The sequence below is a fragment of the Novosphingobium naphthalenivorans NBRC 102051 genome (assembly GCF_001590985.1).
GTDB classification, from domain to species: Bacteria; Pseudomonadota; Alphaproteobacteria; order Sphingomonadales; family Sphingomonadaceae; genus Novosphingobium; species Novosphingobium naphthalenivorans.
This window is the reverse complement of record NZ_BCTX01000037.1, coordinates 26,046-50,083: the sequence shown is the minus strand read 5'-3', so window position 1 is coordinate 50,083 and position 24,038 is coordinate 26,046. Positions and strand designations below refer to the sequence as shown.

The window sequence follows — 24,038 nt, the reverse complement described above, 5'->3', positions numbered from 1 at the left end:
TGCTTCCAGTCAACCGTTGCACTTCAAACGTGAGTCCACATCCCCGCATTCGCGGGGATGACGCGGATTTAATTGGCTTGAAGGCGCGGTATTACCCAAACCAGCTCCGTCGCCCCCGCGAAGGCGGGGGGCCCGCTTCTCTCAAGGACAGAGCAGTGACCAAAGGCGGCTGGTTGTACATGACGAGCGACCGCTATCGCGGCGGCATCTACACTGGCGTCACTGCCCATCTGCAACGCCGCATCTGGCAGCATCGTGAAGGCACTGGCTCACAGTTTGCGCGAAAGTATGGCTTTACCCGCCTTGTTTACGCCGAGCGCTATGATGAGATCGAAGATGCGATCCGCCGGGAAAAGGCGATCAAGAAATGGCGCCGCGATTGGAAAATCCGGCTGATCGAGACGGCGAACCCGGATTGGGAGGATATGTTCGAGCGTCTCGGAGGCGTTGTCTAAGACGCCAGGAAGCGGGGCCCCCGCCTTCGCGGGGGCGACGGTGAAGTTTTTGGACTTCATGGCCCCCGCGCCCCGGATGCCACGCCGTCAGTCGGGTTGCAGCGCTTCCTCGATTTCAGCGGACCATTTCTGGACGAGCATTTCGATTTCGTCCGGGTTGAGAACCCAGGTCCGGGTCTTCTTGCCCGGGCGAAAAGCCGGCCGGGTCAACAGCACGCGCGCCTGTGCCTTGGCGAAGGGCTTGAACAGCGAGAAATGCGTGACGCAGTCGAAGATCGTGCCGATGATCGGTGTCTTGCCGTCCAGATCGATCAGCGTCGCGGGCTGATCCCAGGGAATGTTCATCATAAGACGCGCCTATCGTGCCATGACTTGGATTCAAAGCATGAAAGAGCAAGATGGCGAATGCACGCCGGGAAACCGCCGGTTTCCCGGTCTTTTATGCGAGAGCTACTCCGCCTTGCCCTCATAAGCCTCGACGATCCGCCCGACGATCGGGTGGCGCACCACGTCGGCCGCGGTGAAGCGGGTGACGGCGATGTCGTCCACGCCTTCCAGCCGCTGCACGGCGTCGGCAAGACCGCTCATGCGGTCGCCGCCGGGGATGTCGACCTGACGCGGGTCGCCGCAGATCACCATGCGGCTGTTCTGGCCGAAGCGGGTGAGGAACATCTTCATCTGCTCGCGCGTGGTGTTCTGCGCTTCGTCGAGGATGACGAAGGCATCGGCCAGCGTGCGGCCGCGCATGAAGGCGATTGGGGCGATCTCGATCTCGCCCGAGGCCAGGCGGCGTTCCACCTGTTCGGGCGGCATACAGTCGTAGAGCGCATCATAGAGCGGGCGCAGGTAGGGATCGACCTTGTCCTTCATGTCGCCGGGCAGGAAGCCCAGCTTCTCGCCTGCTTCCACGGCGGGGCGCGAGAGGATCAGGCGCTGGACCGAGCCGGTCATCAGCTGGCTGACGGCCTGCGCCACGGCCAGATAGGTCTTGCCGGTGCCCGCCGGGCCGAGCGCGAAGATCACGTCTGCCTTCGACAGCGCGCGCATATATTCGATCTGCGTGGCCGAGCGCGGCACGATCGTTTTCTTGCGCGTGCGGATCATGATCGGCGGCGCGCCCGCATCGCCGGAAATGATGCCTTCAAGGGTGGGTTCGGAGGACATGGCGATCAGCGATTCAATGGCTCCGGAGTCCAGATCCTGCCCCATTTCCAGCCGGTGATACATGCCTTTCAGCGTATCGCGGGTGCGGGCGACGGCATCTTCGGGCCCTTCCACCTGGATCTTGTTGCCGCGTGCGGAAATATAGACGCCGAGCCGGTTTTCCACCTGGACGAGATTGGCATCGAACTGGCCGAACAAGGCCCCCAGCAGCGTCGGTTCATCGAACTCGACATCAACACGCGCCCGGCGATGGGTCTCGGGGCGGAACTGCGCCGTATTATCGGCACGGGCTGCTTTTCGGGCCATGTGCTCCTTTCGAACGAAGGAATTGTTCCTGATTCGAAAGATAGGACGGCAATTTCCGCGCGCAAGTCATGCTGTAATGCAGCGCGGTGGATAAGTTGTCTAGCGGCAGAGCGGGGCCGGTGCCGTGAAATGCGCCTTCAGCGCATTTCCAAACAGATTCTCAGGCCGTCACGGTATCCAGCAGCCTGGCCGCAATCGAGTTCGGCCCCGCCTCGGTCAGTTCCACCGTGACGAGATCGCCCACTTGCGCTTCGCCGGTGAAATGCACCGATTGCAGCCAGGGCGACTTGCCCAGCCACTGGCCGGGGTGCTTGCCCTTGCGCTCCACCAGTACGTCGCAAGTCTTGCCAATGCTGGCCTTGTTGAAGGCATACTGATCGCGGTTGAGCGTGGTCTGCAAGCGCTGCAGGCGCTCGTCCATCACGGCAAGCGGAATCTGATCGTCCATCGTCGCGGCGGGGGTGCCGGGGCGCGGTGAATACTTGAAGCTGAAGCACTGGGCATAGCCCACGGCGTCGACCAGTTTCAGCGTATCCTCGAACTCGGCGTCGGTCTCGCCGGGGAAGCCGACGATGAAGTCGCCCGAGAGCGCGATGTCGGGCCGTACAGCGCGGACCTGCTCCAGAATGCGCAGATAGCTTTCAACCGTGTGGCTGCGGTTCATCGCCTTGAGCACACGGTCATTGCCCGCCTGCACCGGCAAGTGAAGGAAAGGCATCAGCTTTCCGATCTCGCCATGGGCGGCGACCAGCCCTTCGGTCATGTCGTTGGGGTGGCTGGTGGTATAGCGGATGCGCGCGAGGTCCGGGATTTCGGCCAGCTCGCGGATCAGCCCGTCGAGGCCGATCGGCTGGCCTTTCGCGTTCTCCCCGGTCCAGGCATTGACGTTCTGGCCGAGCAGCGTGATCTCGCGGGCGCCGCTTTCGACCAGCCGCTTCGCCTCGTCGATCAGGTCGGCGTTCGGGCGGGAGACTTCGGCGCCGCGCGTATAGGGCACCACGCAATAAGTGCAGAACTTGTCGCAACCTTCCTGCACGGTGAGGAACGCGGTCGGGCCCGAACGGCGGCGCTTGGGCAGCGCGCCGAACTTGGTCTCGGCCGGCATGTCGGTATCGGTCACGCGCTTGCCGGCCGCGGCATCGCGCAGCATTTCGGGCAGGCGGTGATAGGCCTGCGGGCCGACAACCATCTTCACCGCGGGCGCGCGCGCCATGATCTCCTCGCCCTCCGCCTGCGCGACGCAGCCGGCGACCGCGATGAGCGGCGACGAGCCATCCTCGCGGCCCCAATCCTTCACGATTCGGCCGATGTCGGAATAGACTTTCTCGGCGGCCTTTTCGCGGATGTGGCAGGTGTTGAGTACGACGAGATCGGCATCCTCGCCTTCGGCGGCGGGCTGGATGCCCTGTTCGGCCAGCAGTTCGGCCATGCGATCGCCGTCATAGACGTTCATCTGGCAGCCGAAGCTCTTGACCCGGTAGGTCTTGGGAATCTGGGTAGGACGCATCGCGGCCCGTTAGCGCAATTGCGCGGGCTTGGACAGGGGCTGAGGACAGGGGCGGGCAGGCGAAAGCGGCCTCCGGATGTCCACGCATGGACTCTGCCGGAAAAGGTAAACGATGATGTGCCATGTTGCCCATTAATCGGGCGATCCCTGCGTCGGGGCGGCCTTGTCGGGAAACGAGGATGGCAACTGTGTTTGCGGCGGGGCCGCATGAAAACGACAATCGGGCGAATCGCGAATGGACGCAGGTCGCCGCGGATATCTATCGCGACATCGGGCATCTCGCGATCCGGCTCAGTGACATCGTCGGCAATGCCGAGCATATCGAGCAGGACAGCGCCGAAGGATGCGAGGCCGCGCACGAACTGAAGCAGCTCACGGACCTGTTCACGCGCGAAACCGTCGAACTCAACCGAACCATGCAGCGCATCGGTGGCACGATCGTCAAAGCCGAACAGGATCTGGACAACACCAGCGCCAAGATCACCGCCTCGCTGACCAAGATCCAGCAGCTGGCCGGGGCCGTCGGCGCGGCTTCGCAGCTGCTGGTGGATCTGCAGTCGTCGCTTTCGCAGGCGGCACGCATCTCCAGCGACATCAGTTCGATCGCGATGCAGACCAACCTGCTGGCGCTCAATGCCTCGATCGAGGCCGCGCGCGCCGGGGATGCGGGCAAGGGCTTTGCCGTGGTCGCGCACGAAGTGCGGATGCTGGCCAACAAGACGCAGGGGGCAACCGAAGAGATCGACCGCGTGCTGGGCCAGGTGAATGCGGCCGCAAAGCAGCTGATCGCGCAAGGGCAGGAAAACATCGCGCTGGCCGGCGGCGTCAGCGAGGATGCCAGTGCGATCATCGATATGACGGGGCAGGCCGCATCGAACCTCCACGACATCCGCGAAAAATCGGATGAGGTTGTTACCGTGACCCAGCGTCACGAGGATGATTTCGCGAGACTCATTTCGCATATCAACCATGTCAGCGACGGGCTGATTTCCACCGCCTCCGAAGTTGGCGAGGCCACCAGTGGTCTCAATGAAGTGAACGGGCTGGCCGAGGGCCTGCTGTGGTCGGTCACGCGGGCCGGCATCGCGACCGGGGACAGTGCGATCATCGATGCCACATGCCAGACCGCCGCGGGGATTTCCGAGGCATTCGAAGCGGCTGTCGAACGCGGCGATATCGATTTTGCGGACTTGTTCGACGATCAGTACCGGGTGATTGCCAACACCGATCCGGTCCAGCACCTGGCCCGCCACACCGCTTTTACCGACAGGGTGCTGCCGGCGTTTCAGGAGCGGCTGGCCGGTTTCGATCCCCGCATCGTCTTTGCCTGTTCCTGCGATCGCAACGGCTATATCGCCACGCACAACCGCCAGTTCTCCCAGCCGCAGGGTCCTGATCCGGTATGGAACGCGGCCCATGCGCGCAATCGCCGCATCTTCGACGACCGGGTGGGCATGGCCGCGGCGCGCAACCGCGATCCTTTCCTGTTACAGATCTACCGCCGCGACATGGGCGGCGGGAACTTCGTGCTGATGAAGCACGTCTCCTGCCCGATTACGGTCAAGGGCCGCCACTGGGGCGGGTTGCGCTGCGCCTTTTCGGCGTGATGGGGGGGGGACGGGCCCTTCGGACAGGACGTTCGAACAAATCGCTGTTCACGGATGAGGACGCCGGCCGGCGGCGGCGTCTCACACGGCCGCCTCAGAACTCTCGCATGAAGAACGGTCGGGCCGAAGCGGCAGACAAATGCGAAGTGACAAGGAGGTGGTCATGAAGCGATCGTCATCGAGAGCCGTCCCATCGTTCTCGTGTTGCACGAAAGCGCTGCCTCCGCCGCGCACGCTTGTTCCTCTCGCGATGCCTTTTGCCCTGGGGCTTGTGCTGCTGCTGGTTCCGGTCCGCCGCGCGGAGGCTGTGCCGGCTTTTGCCGAACAGACCGGGCTGGCATGTCAGGCCTGCCATGTCGGAGGCTTCGGGCCGCAGCTCACGCCGTTCGGGCGCGAATTCAAGCTCGACGGCTATACGATGCGTTCGAACGCGTTCAATCTGCCCTTCTCGGCCATGGCTGTCGCTTCCGTGACGCATACCCGGAAAGATCAGGTCCCGCCCCCGGACGGTCTCGACCGGAACGACAATCTGACCTTCGATCAGGGCAGCCTGTTCGTGGCCGGTGGCATCGGCAATCACCTGGGCGGCTTCGCGCAGATCACCTACGATGGCGTTGCGAAGGCCTGGTCCTGGGATAACCTTGACGTCAGGGCGGTGACGCGAGGCAAGCTGTTCGGTGCCGATGCGGTTTACGGTCTGACGCTCAACAATTCGCCGACGGTTCAGGATGTGTGGAATACCACGCCTGCGTGGGGTTTCCCCTATACCGACACGGCGGTTTCCGGAACGCCTGCTGCTGCGCCGCTGATCGATGGTGCGCTGGCACAGAATACGCTGGGGCTGAGCGCTTATGCCTGGGTCGGGCAGAAGTTCTACGTCGAGGCCGGCGCCTATACCAGTCCGTCAGCCGGGACGCTCAACTGGCTGGGAGCCGATCCCGGCGATCCGGGCGATATCCGCGGCCTCGCCCCTTACGGGCGCCTTGCCCTGCAGAGGCAGGCTGGCGGAGGAACGCTGGCGGTCGGCGCCTTCGCGCTGGAGGCCGGGATCAATCCCGGACGCGACCGGAGCAGCGGCCTGCGCGACCGCTACACTGATCTTGGCTTCGACGCCTCCTGGCAAAAGGCTTTGGCGTCGGGCGATACGATCTCGACGCAGCTTCGTTATGTCCATGAAACGAGCAATTTGCAGGCAAGCTGTGCGTTGGCGCTCGTGGGTGATGGTATCACGCCGGATTGTGCGCACGATCACCTCAGCGAATGGCGCGGCGATATCGGCTATGCGTGGCACAATGGAATTGACGCGACCTTGGGGGCCTTTGCCACTTCCGGGACCCGGAATACCGGTCTCTACGAAGGCGACGGCAAGCCTGACAGCGATGGGGTGATGGCCGAAGTCGATTACACGCCATGGGGTTCCGGCAACTCGCCACTGGGGCCGCGTGCGAACATGCGATTGGGCTTGCAGTACACCGCCTATGGCAAATTCGACGGAGCGCGGCACAACTATGATGGCTCCGGTTCCAATGCATCCGACAACAACGCGTTGAGGCTCTACACATGGCTTGCGTTCTGAAAGTTTTTCCCCGGATTGCCTTTGCGGCTGTCCTTGCCAGCGCGGGGCCGGCCTTCGCCGGGAGCATGTCCGCCGGTGCGCAGGCCTTTCAGGCGCAATGTTCGATTTGCCATCGCACTGCAGGCAAGGCGCAGGCGGCTGTGGGGCCGGATCTGTTCGGCGTGGTCGGCAGAAAGGCAGGCTCGCAGCAGGGTTATGCCTACTCGGCGGCGATGAAGCACTCGGGTCTGATCTGGACGCCCGACGAGCTGAAGCTCTATCTGGCCAATCCCCAGAAAGTGGTGCCGGGCAACAAGATGCCTTTCCCGGGCTTGCATGATTCCACCAGGCTGGATGCTGTCCTCTCCTATCTGGAAACGCTGAAGTAAGTCTGGACCTGTTCCCCTTTCGGCGCACTTCGGCTATCCGCGCGCCACTATGAACGAGAACCAGACCCTTTACGCCGCCTTTGCAGGCCATCTTTCCGCCGCGCTCGATGCGCTGGAAGCAGCAGGCACGCTGCCGGGCGGGCTGAAGCGAAGCGCGATCACGGTCGAGCCGCCGCGCGATCCCTCGCATGGCGATCTGGCGACCAATGCGGCGATGGTGCTGGCCAAGCCTGCGGGCATGAAACCACGCGATCTCGCTGAAGCGCTGGTCGCCGAACTGTCGAAGCTGGATGAAGTGACGTCGGCCGAGATCGCCGGGCCGGGCTTCATCAACCTGCGGCTTGCCCCCGCTGCCTGGCTGGCCGAACTGCGCGCGATTGCCGCGCTGGGCGGAGACTATGGCCGCTCCACGATGGGCGGCGGCAAGACCGTGAATGTCGAATATGTCTCGGCCAATCCCACCGGCCCGATGCACATGGGCCACTGCCGCGGCGCGGTCGTCGGCGATGCGCTGGCGACGCTGCTCGAATTCGCCGGGCACAAGGTGGTCAAGGAATACTACGTCAACGACGCGGGCGCGCAGGTGCAGGTGCTCGCCCGTTCGGTGCACATTCGCTACCGCGAAGCCCTCGGCCAGAACGTGGGTGCCATTCCCGAAGGGCTCTATCCGGGCGACTATCTGGTCCCGGTCGGGCAGGCGCTGGCCAAGGAATTCGGCGATACCTATGCCAAGGCGCCCGAATCGGAATGGCTCGTGCTGTTCCGCGAAAAGGCGGTCGCCGCGATGATGGACATGATCCGGGCTGACCTTGCACGGCTCGGCATCGAGCATGAAGTGTTCTCGTCCGAAGCCGAACTGCAGGCTTCGGGCAAGCCGGACGAGGCCGAGGCCTGGCTGCGCTCCAAGGGGCTGGTCTATGACGGCGTGCTCGAAGCGCCCAAGGGCAAGATGCCCGAGGACTGGGAGCCAGTGGAACTGCCGCTGTTCAAGTCCACCCAGTTCGGCGACGATCAGGACCGCCCGATCAAGAAGAGCGACGGCACCTGGACCTATTTCGGCGCCGACCTCGCCTATCACTACCAGAAGGCGCAGGAAGCCGACGCGCTGGTCGATATCTGGGGCGCGGACCATGCGGGCACCGTCAAGCGCATCAAGGCCGCCGTTGCCGCGATGACCGGCGCGAATGGCGAGCCGACGCCGTTCGAAGTGAAGCTGGTGCAGATGGTCCAGCTCCTCAAGGGCGGCCAGCCGTTCAAGATGAGCAAGCGCGCGGGCACGTTCGTGACGCTGGCCGATGTCGTCGAGATGGTCGGCAAGGACGTGGTGCGTTTCACCATGCTCACCCGCAAGCCCGATGCGCAGATGGACTTCGATTTCGACAAGGTGGTCGAAGCCTCGAAGGACAATCCGGTGTTCTATGTCCAGTACGCCCATGCCCGCGTCTGCTCGACGCTGCGCAAGGCGGCGGCGGAAGGCTTCGCGCCCTCGGCGGACCATCTGGAACTACTCGGCGAAGAGGAGCTGGAGCTGGTGAAGCTGGGTGCGCAGTTCCCGCGCATCGTCGAGGCCGCCGCCGCCGCGCGCGAGCCGCACCGCATCGCCTTCTTCCTCCATGACCTTGCGGCGGCCTTCCACGGCTACTGGAATCTGGGCAACGACCGCGTTGAGAAGCGGTTTATTAACCATGCTGACGCTAACCAGACGGGCGCGCGGCTTTTCCTGGCCGTGCAAATCGGGCAGCTTGTCCGCAACGGGCTGGCACTGCTCGGGGTCGAGGCTGTGGAGGAAATGTAATTATGGCGATCTCGGACACGGGTCGGGAGGACCTCAACGGTGATCCCAATTTCGGCGGGCAGAATGGCTCGGGCGAACAGCCGTTCGGCGCGCCACAGTTTGATCCGCCGCCATTCAACCCGCCCCAGTTCGATGCACCCCAGTTTGATGCACCCCAGTCCGATGCGCCTCCGTTCTCGCCGCCTCCGTTCGAGGCGGCCCAGCCCGAGGTGACGCCGTTCGACGCGCCGCAATTCGCACCGCCGCCGTTCGAGCCGGAGCCTGTTGCGGCGGAACCGTCTTCATTCGATTCGTCTGCCGAATCCGGCACGGATTTCGAACAGCCGCCACAGCTTGAACTCGGCGATGACGGCGTGCGCCTGCCCTGGCTGGAAGGCGACGACGAGGAATTCGAGGATCAGGGCGGATCGGGGATCGGCCAGGGGCTGATGCTCGTCGTGCTTGGCCTGGTGGCGATCGGCGTGATCGTCGGCGGCCTGTACTGGGTCATGCGGGATAAGCGCGATCAGCCGCTCGTGGCAGATGGCGGCGTGATTGCCGCCCCGAAAGAGCCTTACAAGACCAAGCCGGAAAATCCCGGCGGGGAAGTGGTGGCCGGAACCGGCGATACCAGTTTCGCCGTCGCCGAAGGGCAGTCCCGTCCGCCCCAGATCGAGGACAAGGCCGGGGACGCCGCTGGAGACAAGGGCGACGTTGCCAAGCCGGGCTTCGAATCCGTGGGCAAGCCCGAAGCCAAGCCTTCGGCCGCCGCCGCGCCTGCGGGCGGGGTGGGCGTGCAGGTCGGTGCCTATTCGACCCGGGAATCGGCCGAGGCCGGCTGGAACGCGCTCAAGTCGCAGTATCCGGCGCTGGGCGAGGTGTCCCACCGCGTGCTGCAGGGGCAGGCCGACATCGGCACGGTCTATCGCCTGCAGGCGGTGCCGGGCAATCTCGCGGCGGCCAAGGCCCTGTGCAACGGCATGAAAGACGCCGGGCTGAGCTGCCAGGTCAAGAACTGATCCCGCCCGGGCGGGCTGCATCTGCAGTCCCGCCGGGTTTTGCACATCCCATGCCCTGGGGTTTCTTGCGACTCCCGCGGGTTTCTGCGACCAAATCGCGATGATACCCGCGATTTTCGGCCTCTCCGGCCTCACGCTGACAGACGATGAGCGCGCCTTCTTCCGCGACGCCGATCCGGCCGGATATATCGTGTTCGGCCGCAACGTCGAAAGCCGCGAGCAGCTTCGCGCCCTGACGGACGAACTCAAGGCGATCCACGGGCGCGAGCATCTCTATATCTGCATCGATCAGGAAGGCGGGCGCGTGGCCCGGATGAAGCCGCCGGTCTGGCCGGCTTACCCCGCGGGCGAGGCATTCGACCGGCTCTATGAAGTGGCCCCGGCCTCTGCGATCGAGGCGGCGCGCGCCAATGCCGAGGCGCTGGGGCTGGACCTGGCCGAAGTGGGCATCACCGCCGACTGCTATCCCTCGCTCGACTTGCGCCAGCCCGGCGCGCACGATGTGATCGGTGATCGCGCATTCGGCTATGAGCCGATGCGCGTGGCCGCGCTGGGCCGCGCCGCGCTGGCGGGGCTGGCGCGGGCTGGTGTTGCCGGTTGCATCAAGCACATGCCCGGCCACGGCCGCGCCATGGCCGACAGTCACAAGGAACTGCCGACCGTCACGGCCAGCGAAGAGGAACTGGAACTCGATCTCCAGCCTTTCCGTGCGCTGGCCGATGCGCCGGTGGGGATGACGGCGCACGTCCGTTACACCGCCTGGGATGCCGAGCTGCCGGGAACCCTGTCGCCCTTCGTGGTCGGCGAAGTGATCCGGGGGCGCATCGGCTTTTCCGGCCTGCTGCTGACCGACGATCTCGATATGCAGGCGCTTTCGGGTTCGGTGCCCGAGCTGGCGGCGCAGGCGCTGACGGCGGGCTGCGATCTTGCGCTCAACTGCTGGGCGAAGATGGACGACATGGTCGGTATCGCCAAAGCCGCGCCGGTGATGCGGGATGAGACTGCGCAGCGCCTCCAGCGTGCGCTCACGGCGGCGGGAGAGGGTAGCGGCTCGGGCGATCAGGCCGCACTGGCCGCCCGGCGCGATGCCCTGCTCGCGCAAGCGGTGGCCTGAGCGATGGACTTGCCCGGCGACATCCCCGAACCACTGGATGCCGCCGGGGCCGAATGGGACGGCGCCGCGGCGGCCGAGGCCCGCAAGGAAGCGCTCTATCTGGAGATCGACGGCTGGGAAGGCCCGCTCGATCTGCTGCTCGATCTGGCGCGGCGGCAGAAGGTGGACTTGCGCAGGATTTCGATCCTCGAACTGGTCGACCAGTACCTGACTTACATCGACCAGGCCGAGGCGCTGCGGCTGGAACTGGCGGCGGACTATCTGGTGATGGCGGCGTGGCTGGCCTACCTCAAGTCCGCGCTGCTGCTGCCCAAGGACGAGCAGGAGGACCCGAGTCCTGAGGAACTGGCGCTGCGCCTGCAATTGCGCCTGCAGCGTCTGGGCGCGATGCGCGAAGCGGCCGCGCGGCTGATGGGGCGCGACCGGCTGGGGCGGGACGTCTTCGTGCGCGGGGCGCCGGAGGGATTGCGGGTCGACCGCAAGCACTTGTGGCAATGCGAATGGTTCGATCTGGTCCGGGCTTACGGGGATGTGAAGATCCGCAGCGAGCCGGTGGTCCACATGGTCCGCGAACGCATGGTGATGACGCTCGACAGTGCGATCCAGCGGGTTTCCTCGATGCTGGGCGTCGCGCTGGACTGGATGGACCTGCGCGATTTCCTGCCGCCCGCGCACGATAGCTGGGCCAACCCGCAACTGCGCAAGTCGGCGCTCGCGTCCAGCTTCGTGGCTGCGCTGGAGCTGGCGCGCACCGGCAAGGCGGAGCTGGCGCAGGAGGAGACGTTTGGGCCGCTGCGCCTGAAGGCGGTGAAGCGATGACTGCGGACTACCGTCCTTCGACAGGCTCAGGACGAGCGGCGGAAGGCGCCGGCCAACAATGCGCTCAGGCTGAGCTTGTCGAAGCCCCCGATGATCTCGTTCGTGCCGTCGAGGCGACCCTGTTCGCGGCCGAACAGCCGATGACGGTCGAGCAGATCGCCGTGCATCTGGGGCAGGCGGACGTGCGCCCGGCGCTGGCCGAATTGCAGCGCCATTACCAACAGCGGGGTATCCGCCTCGTCGAGCGGGGCAAGCGCTGGCATTTCGAGACCGCGCTCGATCTTGCGCACTTGCTGCGCCGGGAAAAGGAAGAGCCGCGCCGCCTGTCGCGCGCGGCCACCGAAGTGCTGGCCATCGTCGCTTATCACGAGCCGGTCAGCCGCGCCGAGATCGAGGCGATTCGCGGGGTGCAGACGGCCAAGGGCACGCTCGATGTGCTGATGGAGGCGGGCTGGGTGCGGGTTGCCGGACGGCGCGAGGTGCCGGGCCGTCCTGTCATCTACGCGACGACGCCTGATTTTCTCGCCCACTTTGGTCTCAAGTCGTTGAAGGAATTGCCGGGCATCGATGAATTGCGTGCGGCCGGTCTGCTCGATCCGGTGGATGACGAGATGATCGAGGCCGCGTTGAGCCTAGGAAATCCGCAGGACGAGCACAACGATGACAGTGCCGCGACAGGTCCGGGTCTTTACGATGACGGACTGGCAAGTTCGGGGGAAAGCTCCTAGATGAGCCGGGTAGCGCGCTGAATCGAGCTGAATCGGTTTGGGCCGGCGCAACCAATTTGGAGTAGGGAATATGGGTAGCTTCTCGATCTGGCACTGGCTGATCGTTCTGGTGATCGTGCTCGTGCTGTTCGGACGCGGCCGCGTTTCGGAAATCATGGGTGACTTCGGCAAGGGCATCAAGAGCTTCAAGGACGGCATGAACGAGGAGGAAAAGAAGACCTCCGAGAAGGCCTCCAAGCCGGCAGCGCAGATCACCTCGCAGCAGGGCGATGCCAGCCCGAGCGCGACCGAAACCAAGAACGAGCAGGCCTGAACCTGACTCGTAAGCGGATAAGGTCGCACACCGGCGATGTTTGACATCGGCGCATCCGAACTCCTGATGGTCGTCATTGTGGCGGTCGTCGTCATCGGCCCCAAGGACATGCCGCTGGCGATGCGCACGGCTGGCCGCTGGATCGGCAAGATGCGCAAGATCTCCGGCCATTTCCGTGCGGGTATCGACGCCATGGTGCGCGAGGCCGAGCTGGAGGAAATGGAGAAGAAGTGGCGCGAGCAGAACGAGGCGATCATGAAGGCCGCCCCGCAGCTCCCCACCGCTGAGGAGATGCAGGCGCCGCTCGCCCCGGCGCCGGCCGCCGAAGCGGCTGACATCTCTTCGCCGGATGCCAACACTTCCGCGACCGACACCGGTTCTCCCGATGATACACGGCAGGCGGAGCTGAACCTGCCGCCGCCTCCGCCCTGATCGGTCCCGCATGGCTTTCCAAATTCCCGATATCGACGAAACCCAGGCGCCGCTGATCGAGCACCTGATCGAGCTGCGCACGCGGCTCCTGCGGGCCTTTCTGGCGTTTGCCGTGGCTTTCGGCGTGTGCTTTTATTTTTCCAGCGACATCTTCGCCTTTCTGGTCCGCCCGCTGACCGAGGCGTTTCCCGCCGGGCAGGGCAAGCTGATTTACACCAAGCTCTACGAGGCGTTCTTCGTCGAAGTGAAAGTGGCGCTGTTCGCGGCCTTCTTCGTCAGCTTCCCGGTGATTGCCAACCAGATCTGGGCTTTCGTGGCGCCGGGGCTCTACGCCAAGGAAAAGAAGGCATTCCTGCCGTTCCTGATCGCGACCCCGATCCTGTTCACGATGGGCGCGGCGCTGGCCTATTACGTGGTCATGCCCACGGCCTTCCACTTCTTCCTGGGCTTCCAGGGCGACAAGGGCGGCCTCAAGCTGGAGGCGCTGCCCGGCACCGGAGACTATCTGGCGCTGGTGATGCAGTTCATTCTCGCCTTCGGGATCAGCTTCCTGCTGCCGGTGCTGCTGATGCTGCTCAATCGGGCGGGCATCGTCACGCGCGCGCAAGTGGCGGGCGGACGGCGCTATGCCATTGTCGCGATCTTCATCATCGCGGCTATCGCGACGCCGCCGGACGTGATTTCGCAGCTGCTGCTGGCCGTTCCGCTGATCGCGCTGTTCGAAGGCACGCTGATCGTCATGTGGTTCACCGAAAAGCGTGACGCCCAGGCGAAGGCGGCCGAGGAAAAAGCCGCCGCCAAGGTGATCGCGGAGTAATCCAAAGCTCGCTGTTTCTGCCCCGTTCCTTCGTCATTGCGAGGAGGCGAAGCCGACGCGGCAATCCAGAGAGCCGGTGCAAACCGCCCCTGGATTGCTTCACTCTTCGGGCTCGCAATGACGAAAGAACGGGACATGAGTTCTGATCAACGAGTCAGGGTATAAGGCGAAAGCGCCTTATGGCGCTTCGCTCGGCTTTTCTTCTTTCGCGTTTTCGTCCTGCGCCGCCCAGGCGCGCTGGCCGCCGATCCAGGTTTCCAGAACCTTGGTCTTGCGGATCTGTTCGGGCGTTGCCAGCATCGGGTCGGCATCCACGAACAGGAAGTCCGCGTCATAGCCCTTGGCGATGCGGCCCAGCTTGTCTTCCGCGAACATCGCATAGGCCGCGCCGGTGGTATAGGCATTGATCGCGGCTTCGCGGCTGAGGATTTCCTGCGGCTGCCAGCCGAGGAAGGGCTGGCCGTCATCACCCTGCCGGGTGATGGCGACGGCAATGCCTTCGAAGGGCAGGGCGGGTTCCACCGGGGTGTCCGAGCCGAACGCCAGCGTCGCCCCGGCCGCGGCCAGCGACTTCCACGCATAGGCACCGGCAAGCCGGTCCGGCCCCAGCCGGGCTTCGGCCATCAGCCGGTCGGAGGCTTCGTGCTGCGGCTGCATCGAGGCGATCACGCCATGCTCGCCGAAACGCGCGATGTCGGCCGGATCGACGATCTGGGCATGTTCGATGCGCCAGCGCCGGTCGCCCTTGTAGGTCTCGGACAGCTCGTCGATCGCATCGAGCACGGTCGCGTTGGCCTTGTCGCCGATGGCGTGGACGGCGACCTGAAAATTGTCGATCGCGGCCCGGCTCATGAGGTTGCCGAGCTGCGTCCGGTTCATCTGCGGGAGGCCGGTGGTCTTGGCATCGTCGGCATAGGGCTGCTTGAGCCAGGCGCCGCGCGAACCCAGCGCTCCGTCGAGGAACAGCTTGAGGCCGTTCATCTTGAGCCGGTCCTGATAGAGCCATGGCGTCGGGCCGGGGCCGCCGATCAGGCGCATGTTATCGATACCTGCAGCGTAGGCGACGATGCGGATGCGCAAGTGGCCAAGGTCGGCCGCGCGGCGGAAGGCCTGCCAGTCCTCGATCGAAGTGCCCATGTCGGCGATGGCGGTCACGCCTTGCGCCAGAAACGCCAGTTGCGCTTCGCCCAGGGCGGTATCGCGGTCCTCCGGGCGGGGTTTGGGTACTTTGTCACCGACAAGCGCGGTGGCGGCGTCGATGAATACGCCTGCGGGTTTCCGGCCGCCGGTCACGCGCAGGATTTCGCCGCCCGCCGGATCAGGCGTTGCCGCCGTAATCCCGGCCGCTTCCAGCGCTGCCGAGTTGGCCCAGCCGGCATGGCCGTCGACGCGGGTGAGCCAGGCGGGCTTGCCGCCGGTCACGGCGTCGAGTTCCGCCGCGGTGGGCATCCGTCCGAGACCCCACAGCATCTGGTTCCAGCCGGTCCCGAGAATCCACGGGGCGTCGGGATGTGCCGCGGTCCAGGCCGCGATGCGCGAGAGGGCCTCGTCAAGCGACCGGGTGGCCGACAGGTCGAGCGTCATTTTCGCAAAGCCTGTCGGCATGACGTGGCCATGCGCATCGATCATGCCCGGCACGACCACGCGGCCCTGCCCGTCGAGCTTGTAGTCCACCCGCTGCGGGCGCTTGTCGCCGCTGTGATAGACTTGGCCAATGTGCCCGTCGGGCGTGATCAGAAAGCCGGTGAAGTGCTCGATACCGCCTTTGCCGTCGGGCGTCAGCCCATCGACATTGTCGATCAGCGTGCCGGCGACGGGCGGCTCGGCTTCGGGGGCCTTTTTCTTCCTGGCCAGCGCCGGGGTGGCGGCGAGCGAGCAAGCCAGCGCGGCAGCCAGGGCTGCCCGGGTTCCGGGCGTCACTTCTTGCCCTTCTTCGGCAGCCGCTTGATGATCGCGCTGGTATCGAGGCGGCCGCCGCCCATGGCCTGGATTTCGGCGAAGAACTGGTCGATCAGCGCCGCCACCGGCAGCGAAACGCCCAGCCCGCGCCCTTCATCGAGGCTGAGGCCGAGGTCCTTGCGCATCCAGTCTATCGCGAAGCCGAAGTCGAAGCGGTCCTCGTCCATCGACTTCCAGCGGTTGTCCATCTGCCAGGACTGCGCTGCGCCGCCCGAGATCGCCTCGTAGACTTTATCCATGTCGAGGTGCGAGGCCTGCGCGAAGCGCACCGCTTCGGCGAGCGCGGCCACATTGCCGGCGATGCAGATCTGGTTGGCCATCTTGGCGATCTGGCCCGAGCCGGGCTTGCCGACATGGACGATTCGCTGCGAATAGGCTTCCATCACCGGGCGAGCGGCCTCGATCGCATCGGTGCGGCCGCCGCACATCAGCGTGAGCGTGCCGTTCTCGGCGCCGATCTGCGAGCCGGTCATCGGCGCGTCGACGCAGTGGACCTGCAAGTCGCGCGCCTCGACCGATATCTGCCGCGCGATCCGGGCTGAGACGGTGGTGTGGTCGATGAACACCCCGCCCCTCTTCAACATGCGGAACACGCCGTTGGGGCCGAGCACGACATCGGCGAGATCATCGTCGTTGCCCACGCAAGTGATGACGACATCGGCATCCTGCGCCGCGTGGGCCGGATTGGCGGCGATGCGGTGGGCGAGGCCTGGGTTGTCGTCGGCCCATTTCTGCGCGCGCTCGGGCGAGCGGTTGTAGATTGTCAGTTCGTGGCCGGCTTTCGCGATGTGCCGCGCGATTGCGCCGCCCATCACGCCCAGGCCGATGAAGGAGACCTTGCGGGGTTCGCTCTTGCTCTGACTCATGAGCCGACTTCTAGACGGTTTTGCGCGAATGCAAACAGCAAGAAGTGGGCTTTCGTCAGCCTTCTGCCCCAAGTTTGCTTTCCATTTCCCTTGGATTCCGGTAGGCGCGCGAGCCTATGAACAAACTTGCACTCGATATCGCTCCCGGGGCTGAAGAAGCCCTGCTGACCGCAGCCGACGTACGCGCGGCGGCGGAGCGAATTACGGGTGCCGTCGTCAGGACGCCCACGCTGCACAGCACTACGCTGAGCGCGATCACCGGGGCGGATATCTGGCTCAAGTTTGAAAATCTGCAGTTTACGGCCGCTTACAAGGAACGCGGCGCGCTCAATGCCCTTCTCCAGCTTGACGAGGAACGCAAGGCGCGCGGCGTGATCGCGGCCTCGGCCGGCAACCATGCACAGGGTCTCAGCTATCACGGCACCCGTCTCGGCGTGCCGGTGACGATCGTGATGCCCAAGACCACCCCGCTGGTGAAGGTCATGCAGACCGAAAGCGTGGGCGGCAAGGTCGTGCTCGAAGGCGAAAGCTTCGATGAAGCCTATGCCCATGCGCGCAAGCTTGAGACCGAACTGGGCCTTACTTTCGTCCACCCGTTCGACGATCCGCATGTGGCGGCCGGGCAGGGCACCGTGGCGCTGGAAATGCTGGAGGACGTGCCGGATCTCGACACGCTCGTCCTGCCGATCGGCGGTGGCGGGCTGGCCTCGGGCATGGGCACGGTGGCGCGCGCGATCAATCCCGATATCAAGCTCGTCGGGGTCGAGGCGCAGCTCTATCCTTCGATGTACAACCTGCTGAAGGGCACCAACCTGCCGATCGGCGGGGATACCCTGGCCGAAGGCATCGCCGTCTTCTCGCCGGGCCTGTTCACGTCGAAAGTGCTGCGCGAAACGCTCGATGACTTCCTGCTGGTCAGCGAGGCGAAGATCGAAAGCGCGCTCGCGCTGCTGCTGCAGATCGAAAAGACGCTGGTCGAGGGCGCGGGCGCCTGCGGTCTGGCGGCGGTGATGGACAACCGCGATCTGTTCAAGGGCCGCAAGGTCGGCATTGTCCTGTCGGGCGGCAATATCGATACGCGCCTGCTGGCCAATGTGCTGCTGCGTGATCTGGCGCGGGCGGGCCGGCTGGCGCGCCTCAAGATTGGCCTGCAGGACCGTGCCGGCGCCCTGTTCAAGGTCGCCAAGGTGTTTCACGAGCACAATGTGAACATCATCGAGGTGTTCCACCAGCGCATCTTCACGCACTTGCCCGCCAAGGGCCTCGTGACCGAGATCGAGTGCGAGGCGCGCGATCGCGAGCAGCTCGATGCCCTTGTCGCGGCCCTGCGCCGCGAGGGCTACGAAGTGAAGCAGGTCGAAACCGACTGACCGGCCTGCCCCGCGTGCGGGGCAGGGGCGCCCTTTCTTCTCGAACACCCGCTGTCCGGCGTGTCCGCCGGGCAACGGGCGTTCACGCGCGGGTTTTGGTGCTGATCTCCCGTGAAAGGATATCCGGCGACGCTGCTCCGATTTGGCACGCTGGCAACCGATTGCATCACCGCGGACGCATTTTCGCCCTGCCTTGGCCGCATTTCTTAGTTAAAAGACTTTGAACGTTTGGGGGCGGCGTGCATATTTGGGATCACACAGTGTCGGTATCGCAAGAGCAATAGGAAGTTTCACACCCGTGACGGCCCAGGTTCGCTTTCCCCGGTTTTTCGTGACCAGCCCTGCGCCGTGCCCCTATCTGCCGGGGCGCAACGAGCGCAAGGTGTTCACCGAACTCAAAGGGCCGCACGCGGATTCGCTCAACGATGCGCTGGGCCGGATCGGTTTCCGTCGCAGCCAGACCGTCGCCTACCGTCCGTCCTGCCTCGATTGCACGGCCTGCGTCTCGGTGCGCGTGGCGGCGGAGGAGTTCAGGCCTTCCGGCTCGCAAAAGCGCGCGCTCAAGGCCAATGCCGATATCATTGCCACCGTCTGCCGCCCCTGGTCGACCAACGAGCAGTTCGAACTGCTCCAGCTCTACCTTTCGGTGCGCCATCCCGAAGGCGGGATGACGACGATGGACGAGACGGACTTTGCCGACATGGTCGAGCATACGCCCGTCACCAGCTATATCGTCGAGTATCGCGAGCCGTCCGCCGATGGCGTGACGCCGGGCCGCCTGATCGGCGCCTGCCTGACCGACAAGCAGTGCGACGGTCTCTCGATGATCTACAGCTTCTACGATCCGTACCATGAAGAGCGGGCCGGGCTGGGCAACTACATCATCCTCGATCACATTCGCCGCGCGCAGGACATGGGGCTGCCTTATGTCTATCTCGGCTACTGGGTCGAAGGTTCGCCGCGTATGCAGTACAAGGTGCGCTACCGGCCGATGGAAAAGCTGGGCCGTACCGGCTGGGAACGCCTCGACGCCAAGGAACAGGACCGGCTGATCGCCGCCGCCGTAGCCAATCCGCGCAGCCGCACGGAAGCCGGGCAGACCGGCGGCAAGGATGGTATGCCCTCTATCGCCAAGGTCTGACGGCCGCGCGCTCGCGCTTTTTGGGGCTGGGTTTCGGCGCGGTGGCTGTGAGGAGTTGCGATGTGCTGATCCTGACCGGGACTATGTCGGAACTTTCAGTTTCGATCTATTCCATTTGAGCGCTCTCTGATCCGCGAACGTCTTGGTTGACGTGGCCGAGAATTGCCCTAAATGCCCGGTTTCCGGCGTGCCGGGCGGTTAGCTCAGTTGGTAGAGCATCTCGTTTACACCGAGAGGGTCGGGGGTTCGAGCCCCTCACCGCCCACCATTCCAGACCGCGGAAAAGCGCGGTTTTTAGAGTCCTCTTCCGTGGAGGACCCCCTCCGACTTCACCAGATCGCTGCTTAGACAGCGCGATCGTTTGGAAAAGAGCCAGTCGAGCAACCGCTCGTGCTCCATCTTCAGACCCCAGGCCAGCGTTGCATCGCCGGGCGTCCCAGGTTCGCGCGTTGGTGGTCCGGGCGCTTGAGGCAAATCGGGGGCGAGGAGGGGAATACCCGCCCCCGAAGGCCCGGCCGGATCAGTCGACCGGCCGCGCGGATGTTCCATCGACCGGCGGAAGGACAGGAACGATGGCCTTGGGTTGATCGCCGGTGAGGGCCTGGAGGAAGGCGACGATGTCGGACACGTCCTGCTGCGGCAGCGTCTGGCCAAGCTGGCTCTTTGCCATGACCGTCACGGCCTCATCGAGGCTCCAGACCTTGCCCGTGTGGAAGTAGGGCGCCGTGAGCGCGATGTTGCGCAAGGTCGGAACCTTGAAGGCATAGCGGTCGGCCTCGTCCTTGGTGATGGCGAAGCGGCCGAGGTCGTCTGCGGGCAGGAGATCGGCGGGCGGCGGCGAGACGGCGCCGAACTTGGCATACATCGAACCGCCCATGTTGACGCCGTTATGGCAAGCGGAGCAGCCGTTATCCATGAAGGCTTGGAGGCCGCGCCGCTGCGCTTCGTTCAAGGCCTTGGCGTCTCCCTTGAGGAAGCGATCGAAGGGGGCATTGGGCGTGACAAGCGTAGCTTCATAGACCGCGATAGCCGTCTGGACGTTTTCCATCCGGATCGGATCCTTGTCGCCGGGGAAGGCGCTGGCGAACATCTTGGCATAGCCGGGAATACTCTTGAGCGTCGGCATGACCTGATCGGCCGGCATGGCCATCTCGACCGGATTGGAAACGGGGCCGCCTGCCTGCTCGGCGAGGTCCTCGGCGCGCCCGTCCCAGAACTGGGTCATATTGTAGACGGCATTCAGCACGGTCGGCGCGTTGCGGCTGCCATGCTGCCAGCGATGGCCAAGCGAAGTCGGGCGCGCATCCGCGCCGCCCAGACCCATATTGTGACACCCCGCGCAGGAGAGCGAATGGCTGGCGGAAAGCCGGGGGTCGAAATAGAGCGCGGTGCCGAGCGCGGTGAGGTCAGGGGTTGCCTTGACGCCGGTGATTGTCCCCGGCCCGTCGGGCAACGCCGCGAACTGTTCGCGCGCGGAGAGGATCAGCGGATCGCTGGTCGCGGCCAGGGCGTCCTGCTTTTGCTCGGATTGCTCGGGACTGGAGGATTGACAGCCGGCAAGCGAGAGGGCTGCCATGGATGCGAAGATTAAGGCGATCTTGGTCATCGTAACTTCCCGCTGATTGTGCGGAAGAAGGGACTAGGCCTCGTCCCTGACGAGTTCCTGACGAAACCGGGCTGAAGGGACATAAATTATAGAAGCGAAGGTGCCGGAGCAGGCTGCTTCCCGATCTGTCATGGCCGCCGGCATTCCAGGCATTCCCGTCTTGTCCTGTCGGCGGGGGTTCTTTGCCGCAGAAAACAAAAACTTCATCGCAAATCAATTGCCAACTAAAATAGTAGAGAATATGAGTGGGGCGCACGGCGAGACTTGGCTTGTCATGCACCGACGGGGAATTCCATGACTGACGGAACAGACGATCGCTCCGGTCGCAAACGAAGATGCGCCGAAGCCGATCCCCTCCATCTCATCCATGAGGCGCTGACCACAATGCGCTTTGGCGCGATCCAGCTGACTGTTCACGAGGGCAAGCTTGTCCAGATGGAAGTTACTGAAAAGCGACGTTTTACCTAGTTTCATACAGCGCAGGACGAGAGCCTGCACGACCTGATGCTGACCGGACCACCGGACGCATTCCTCCATACAGGGATGCATCATGCTCAGAATATCACGACTTGCGGGCGCCTTGCTCGCCACGACCACCCTTGCCAGCAGTCCCGCACTCGCGGACGATCTCGAAAACGGCGAAGAGCAGACCTCAGCCGGAACCGGAGCCTCGGATTCCGGTGAGGATATCGTTGTCACTGCCCGCCGTCGCAACGAATCGAGCCAGGACGTCCCGGTCGCGATCGCGGTCATCGGGGGTGACCATGTCGATGCCACCGGCTCGTTCAATGTGGGGCGCCTGCAGCAACTGACGCCCACGCTTCAGTTCTACTCGTCAAATCCGAGGAACACGGCCGTCAACATTCGTGGCATCGGCGTTCCGTTCGGTCTGACCAACGACGGCATCGAACAGGGCGTCGGCATCTATGTCGATGACGTCTACAATTCGCGCGTAGCCTCGGCCACATTCGATTTCCTCGATGTGGCGCAAATCGAAGTGCTGCGGGGACCGCAGGGTACGCTCTACGGCAAGAACACGACGGCGGGCGCGATCAACATCACCACCAACCAGCCCACCTTCGACTTCGAAGGCAAGGCCGAGGTGTCGATTGGCAACTACAGCTTCAAACAGGCCAAGGCGGCCGTCTCCGGCCCGCTGTCAGATACTGTTGCCGCACGGATCGCGGTATCCTCTACCAGTCGTCGGGGCACGATCTACAACATCAGCACCAGCCAGTGGATCCAGAGCCAGGACAATCTGGGCTTGCGCGGCCAATTGCTGTGGAAGCCGGCCGGCCGGCTGGAAGTGGTCCTCGCCGGCGACTACAGCGAACAGGCCCCCAGTTGCTGCGGTACCGTTTACGTACGTACGGCGACCACACAGCGTGCCGCCAACCGGCAGTTCGCCGCGCTCGCCGCGGCGCAGGGCTACGCCCCCGCCAGCACTGATCCGTTCGATCGCCTGACGGATCTCGACGGGGAGTTGAAGGCCCGCAACAAGATCGGCGGCGCTTCGCTGCGCGTGAAGTGGGATCTGGGCCCAGGTGAGCTGACTTCCATCACTGCGTGGCGGTTCTGGGACTGGGACCCGTCGAACGATCGCGACTTCACGGGCCTGCCGATCGTCACCCGATCGCAGAATCCCTCGCAGCAGGATCAGTACACGCAGGAACTGCGCTATAACTACAGCGGCAGGACGGTCGACTTCGTGGTCGGCGCTTTCGCCTTCCACCAGCACATCGACACGCAGGGCACTGAGCAGCAGGGCAGTGCCTCGACCAGATGGAACATCGCTCCCACCAGTTCGCTTTACGATACCGGCGTGCTTGATGGCCTGACTGCCCGGAACACCGTCTATCTCAAGAATACGAGTGCAGCCCTGTTCGGCCAGCTCAGTTGGAAAGTCACGCCTGAGTGGACGATCCAGCCTGGTGTTCGGTTGAACTACGACGAGAAAGAGGGATACTACCAGCGCCGGGTGTTTGACGGCAGCGGTGCCGAGCTGCTCCTCAATGACACCAATACCTACACTGCCGTTCAGAGCGCCCAGCTCGCAATCTATGCGCCGCAGGAGATTGCGCCCCGGTTCAGTGACTGGAACTTCAGTTACGATCTCACCACCAGCTTCAAGGCCGCGCCGGACGTGCTTGTCTATGCGACTTATGCAAGAAGCTTCAAATCGGGCGGGATCAACCTCAACGGTGTGCCGACCGACAGCACCTACCGTGCTATCTCGGCGGCCGAGACGGTCAAACCGGAATCGGTCAACCACTACGAGGCGGGCATCAAGACCCAGTTCTGGGGGCGCCGTGCGACCCTCAACCTTGCCGCCTTTCGCACGGATATCGCCAATTACCAGGCTAATGTGAACAACAGCCAGTACGGTGTACTGCGCGGCTATCTTGCCAACGCCAGGGCCGTCCGCACGCAAGGCGTGGAAGGGGATTTCTCGGTCCGTCCCGATGAACGCTTCAACGCCTATCTCAACGGAGCCTATACCGATGGCTCCTATCGCAAGTTCATCGACGCGCCTTGCCCGCCCGAGCTCTCGGGCAGCAGCAGCCCGGCCAACTGCGATATATCGGGCGAGGTGTTGCCCGGCATATCGAGGTGGTCCTTCTCGTTCGGAGCAGAGGCCAGCGTGCCGGCAAGGTTCCTGGGGCAGGAGGGCGAAGTCTTCTTCGGTTACGACGGCAGCTATCGTTCGCGTTTTTCTTCGAACGCCACGCCTTCGCAATATACCTGGATTGAAGGGTATGACCTGCACAATTTCCGCGCCGGTTTCCGGGCTGACAGCAGGTTCAGCCTCTATGGCTGGGTACGCAACGCCTTCGACGAGAAATATTTCGAGCAGCTTCAGATCGCCTCGGGCAACACGGGCCTCATAGCAGGTTCGCCCGGCGATCCGCGTACCTGGGGTATGACTGCCCGGTTCGAAATCTGAGCGAGGCCGGCGCGATGTTCATTCTTCCTGTACCTGGTGCATAACACCATCAGGCGGCGCTCCCCTTCATCGAGGCTCGCATTGTCGCGCAACTGGTCGATGGTGCCCGCGGGATGGCGTCAAGTGCCGTCGACCATTGCGGAATTGGGACCC

At 64.2% G+C, this 24,038-nt stretch carries 22 protein-coding genes and 1 tRNA gene; 17 read left to right on the top strand and 6 right to left on the bottom strand.

What is annotated here, in order from left to right; all coding sequences use genetic code 11:
• The coding region (locus NN5_RS27310) for a GIY-YIG nuclease family protein (RefSeq protein WP_373280340.1) at positions 1–455 on the top strand (455 nt) is incomplete at its 5' end.
• Positions 456–542: 87 nt separating this feature from the next.
• Here the strand turns inward: NN5_RS27310 and NN5_RS13570 are convergent.
• The 3 genes from NN5_RS13570 to miaB form a co-directional block, all read right to left on the bottom strand.
• The gene (locus NN5_RS13570) at positions 543–803 is read right to left on the bottom strand and encodes a hypothetical protein (protein WP_067734634.1); all 261 of its coding nucleotides are present in this window, start codon (positions 801–803) and stop codon (positions 543–545) included.
• A 102-nt stretch (positions 804–905) separates the two neighbouring features.
• The gene (locus NN5_RS13565; RefSeq protein ID WP_067734633.1) at positions 906–1,925 is read right to left on the bottom strand and encodes a PhoH family protein; all 1,020 of its coding nucleotides are present in this window, start codon (positions 1,923–1,925) and stop codon (positions 906–908) included.
• 160 nt (positions 1,926–2,085) lie between these two features.
• The gene (gene miaB / locus NN5_RS13560; protein ID WP_067734632.1) at positions 2,086–3,432 is read right to left on the bottom strand and encodes a tRNA (N6-isopentenyl adenosine(37)-C2)-methylthiotransferase MiaB; all 1,347 of its coding nucleotides are present in this window, start codon (positions 3,430–3,432) and stop codon (positions 2,086–2,088) included.
• A 179-nt stretch (positions 3,433–3,611) separates the two neighbouring features.
• Here miaB and NN5_RS13555 point away from each other — a divergent pair, with 179 nt between their 5' ends.
• From NN5_RS13555 to tatC, 11 genes are all read left to right on the top strand, one after another.
• The gene (locus NN5_RS13555; protein WP_067734631.1) at positions 3,612–5,039 is read left to right on the top strand and encodes a methyl-accepting chemotaxis protein; all 1,428 of its coding nucleotides are present in this window, start codon (positions 3,612–3,614) and stop codon (positions 5,037–5,039) included.
• A 250-nt stretch (positions 5,040–5,289) separates the two neighbouring features.
• Positions 5,290–6,615, top strand: coding sequence for a hypothetical protein (locus NN5_RS13550; protein WP_067734630.1), 1,326 nt, complete (start codon positions 5,290–5,292; stop codon positions 6,613–6,615).
• Positions 6,600–6,983, top strand: coding sequence for a c-type cytochrome (locus NN5_RS13545; RefSeq protein WP_067734629.1), 384 nt, complete (start codon positions 6,600–6,602; stop codon positions 6,981–6,983). Before NN5_RS13550 ends, NN5_RS13545 begins: the two co-directional genes overlap by 16 nt.
• Positions 6,984–7,032: 49 nt before the next feature.
• Positions 7,033–8,778 carry an arginine--tRNA ligase gene (argS, locus tag NN5_RS13540; RefSeq protein ID WP_067734628.1) on the top strand — a complete coding sequence of 582 codons (1,746 nt, stop codon included), beginning with the start codon at positions 7,033–7,035 and terminating at the stop codon, positions 8,776–8,778.
• 2 nt (positions 8,779–8,780) lie between these two features.
• Positions 8,781–9,776 carry an SPOR domain-containing protein gene (locus NN5_RS13535; protein WP_084384927.1) on the top strand — a complete coding sequence of 332 codons (996 nt, stop codon included), beginning with the start codon at positions 8,781–8,783 and terminating at the stop codon, positions 9,774–9,776.
• Between the two features lie 100 nt (positions 9,777–9,876).
• A complete protein-coding gene (gene nagZ / locus NN5_RS13530; RefSeq protein ID WP_067734627.1) occupies positions 9,877–10,890 on the top strand; it encodes a beta-N-acetylhexosaminidase in 1,014 nt (337 codons plus the stop codon).
• 3 nt (positions 10,891–10,893) lie between these two features.
• A complete protein-coding gene (locus tag NN5_RS13525) occupies positions 10,894–11,709 on the top strand; it encodes a segregation and condensation protein A (RefSeq protein WP_067734626.1) in 816 nt (271 codons plus the stop codon).
• Positions 11,706–12,437, top strand: a complete 732-nt coding sequence (gene scpB / locus NN5_RS13520) for an SMC-Scp complex subunit ScpB (protein ID WP_245656480.1) — start codon at positions 11,706–11,708, stop codon at positions 12,435–12,437. The genes NN5_RS13525 and scpB overlap by 4 nt, the downstream gene beginning before the upstream one ends.
• A gap of 70 nt (positions 12,438–12,507) precedes the next feature.
• The gene (locus NN5_RS13515) at positions 12,508–12,750 is read left to right on the top strand and encodes a twin-arginine translocase TatA/TatE family subunit (protein ID WP_067734625.1); all 243 of its coding nucleotides are present in this window, start codon (positions 12,508–12,510) and stop codon (positions 12,748–12,750) included.
• Between the two features lie 36 nt (positions 12,751–12,786).
• Positions 12,787–13,182 (top strand): Sec-independent protein translocase protein TatB, encoded by a 396-nt coding sequence (tatB, locus tag NN5_RS13510; RefSeq protein WP_067734624.1) that lies wholly within the window; start codon positions 12,787–12,789, stop codon positions 13,180–13,182.
• Between the two features lie 10 nt (positions 13,183–13,192).
• Positions 13,193–13,999, top strand: coding sequence for a twin-arginine translocase subunit TatC (gene tatC, locus NN5_RS13505; RefSeq protein ID WP_067734623.1), 807 nt, complete (start codon positions 13,193–13,195; stop codon positions 13,997–13,999).
• A 177-nt stretch (positions 14,000–14,176) separates the two neighbouring features.
• Here tatC and NN5_RS13500 read toward each other — a convergent pair whose 3' ends face one another.
• Together NN5_RS13500 and NN5_RS13495 are read right to left on the bottom strand one after the other, a co-directional pair.
• Positions 14,177–15,853, bottom strand: coding sequence for an amidohydrolase (locus NN5_RS13500; protein WP_067734641.1), 1,677 nt, complete (start codon positions 15,851–15,853; stop codon positions 14,177–14,179).
• 62 nt (positions 15,854–15,915) lie between these two features.
• Positions 15,916–16,824, bottom strand: coding sequence for an NAD(P)-dependent oxidoreductase (locus tag NN5_RS13495; protein ID WP_067734622.1), 909 nt, complete (start codon positions 16,822–16,824; stop codon positions 15,916–15,918).
• Positions 16,825–16,940: 116 nt separating this feature from the next.
• On the opposite strand from NN5_RS13495, the gene NN5_RS13490 reads away from it, so the two are divergent.
• The 3 genes from NN5_RS13490 to NN5_RS13480 all read left to right on the top strand — a co-directional run bounded on the left by NN5_RS13490 (position 16,941) and on the right by NN5_RS13480 (position 19,603).
• On the top strand, positions 16,941–18,194 hold the full coding sequence (locus tag NN5_RS13490; protein ID WP_067734621.1) for a threonine ammonia-lyase: 1,254 nt from the start codon (positions 16,941–16,943) through the stop codon (positions 18,192–18,194).
• Between the two features lie 298 nt (positions 18,195–18,492).
• The gene (locus NN5_RS13485) at positions 18,493–19,335 is read left to right on the top strand and encodes an arginyltransferase (RefSeq protein ID WP_067734620.1); all 843 of its coding nucleotides are present in this window, start codon (positions 18,493–18,495) and stop codon (positions 19,333–19,335) included.
• A gap of 192 nt (positions 19,336–19,527) precedes the next feature.
• A tRNA-Val gene (locus NN5_RS13480) sits at positions 19,528–19,603 on the top strand.
• A gap of 252 nt (positions 19,604–19,855) precedes the next feature.
• Here the strand turns inward: NN5_RS13480 and NN5_RS13475 are convergent.
• Entirely contained in the window at positions 19,856–20,941 is a 1,086-nt protein-coding gene (locus NN5_RS13475; protein WP_084384926.1) for a cytochrome-c peroxidase, read from the bottom strand.
• Positions 20,942–21,235: 294 nt separating this feature from the next.
• On the opposite strand from NN5_RS13475, the gene NN5_RS25185 reads away from it, so the two are divergent.
• A complete protein-coding gene (locus NN5_RS25185; protein WP_084384925.1) occupies positions 21,236–21,409 on the top strand; it encodes a YezD family protein in 174 nt (57 codons plus the stop codon).
• 82 nt (positions 21,410–21,491) lie between these two features.
• Entirely contained in the window at positions 21,492–23,885 is a 2,394-nt protein-coding gene (locus NN5_RS13465; protein ID WP_067734618.1) for a TonB-dependent receptor, read from the top strand.
• The last annotated feature ends 153 nt before the right edge of the window (positions 23,886–24,038 follow it).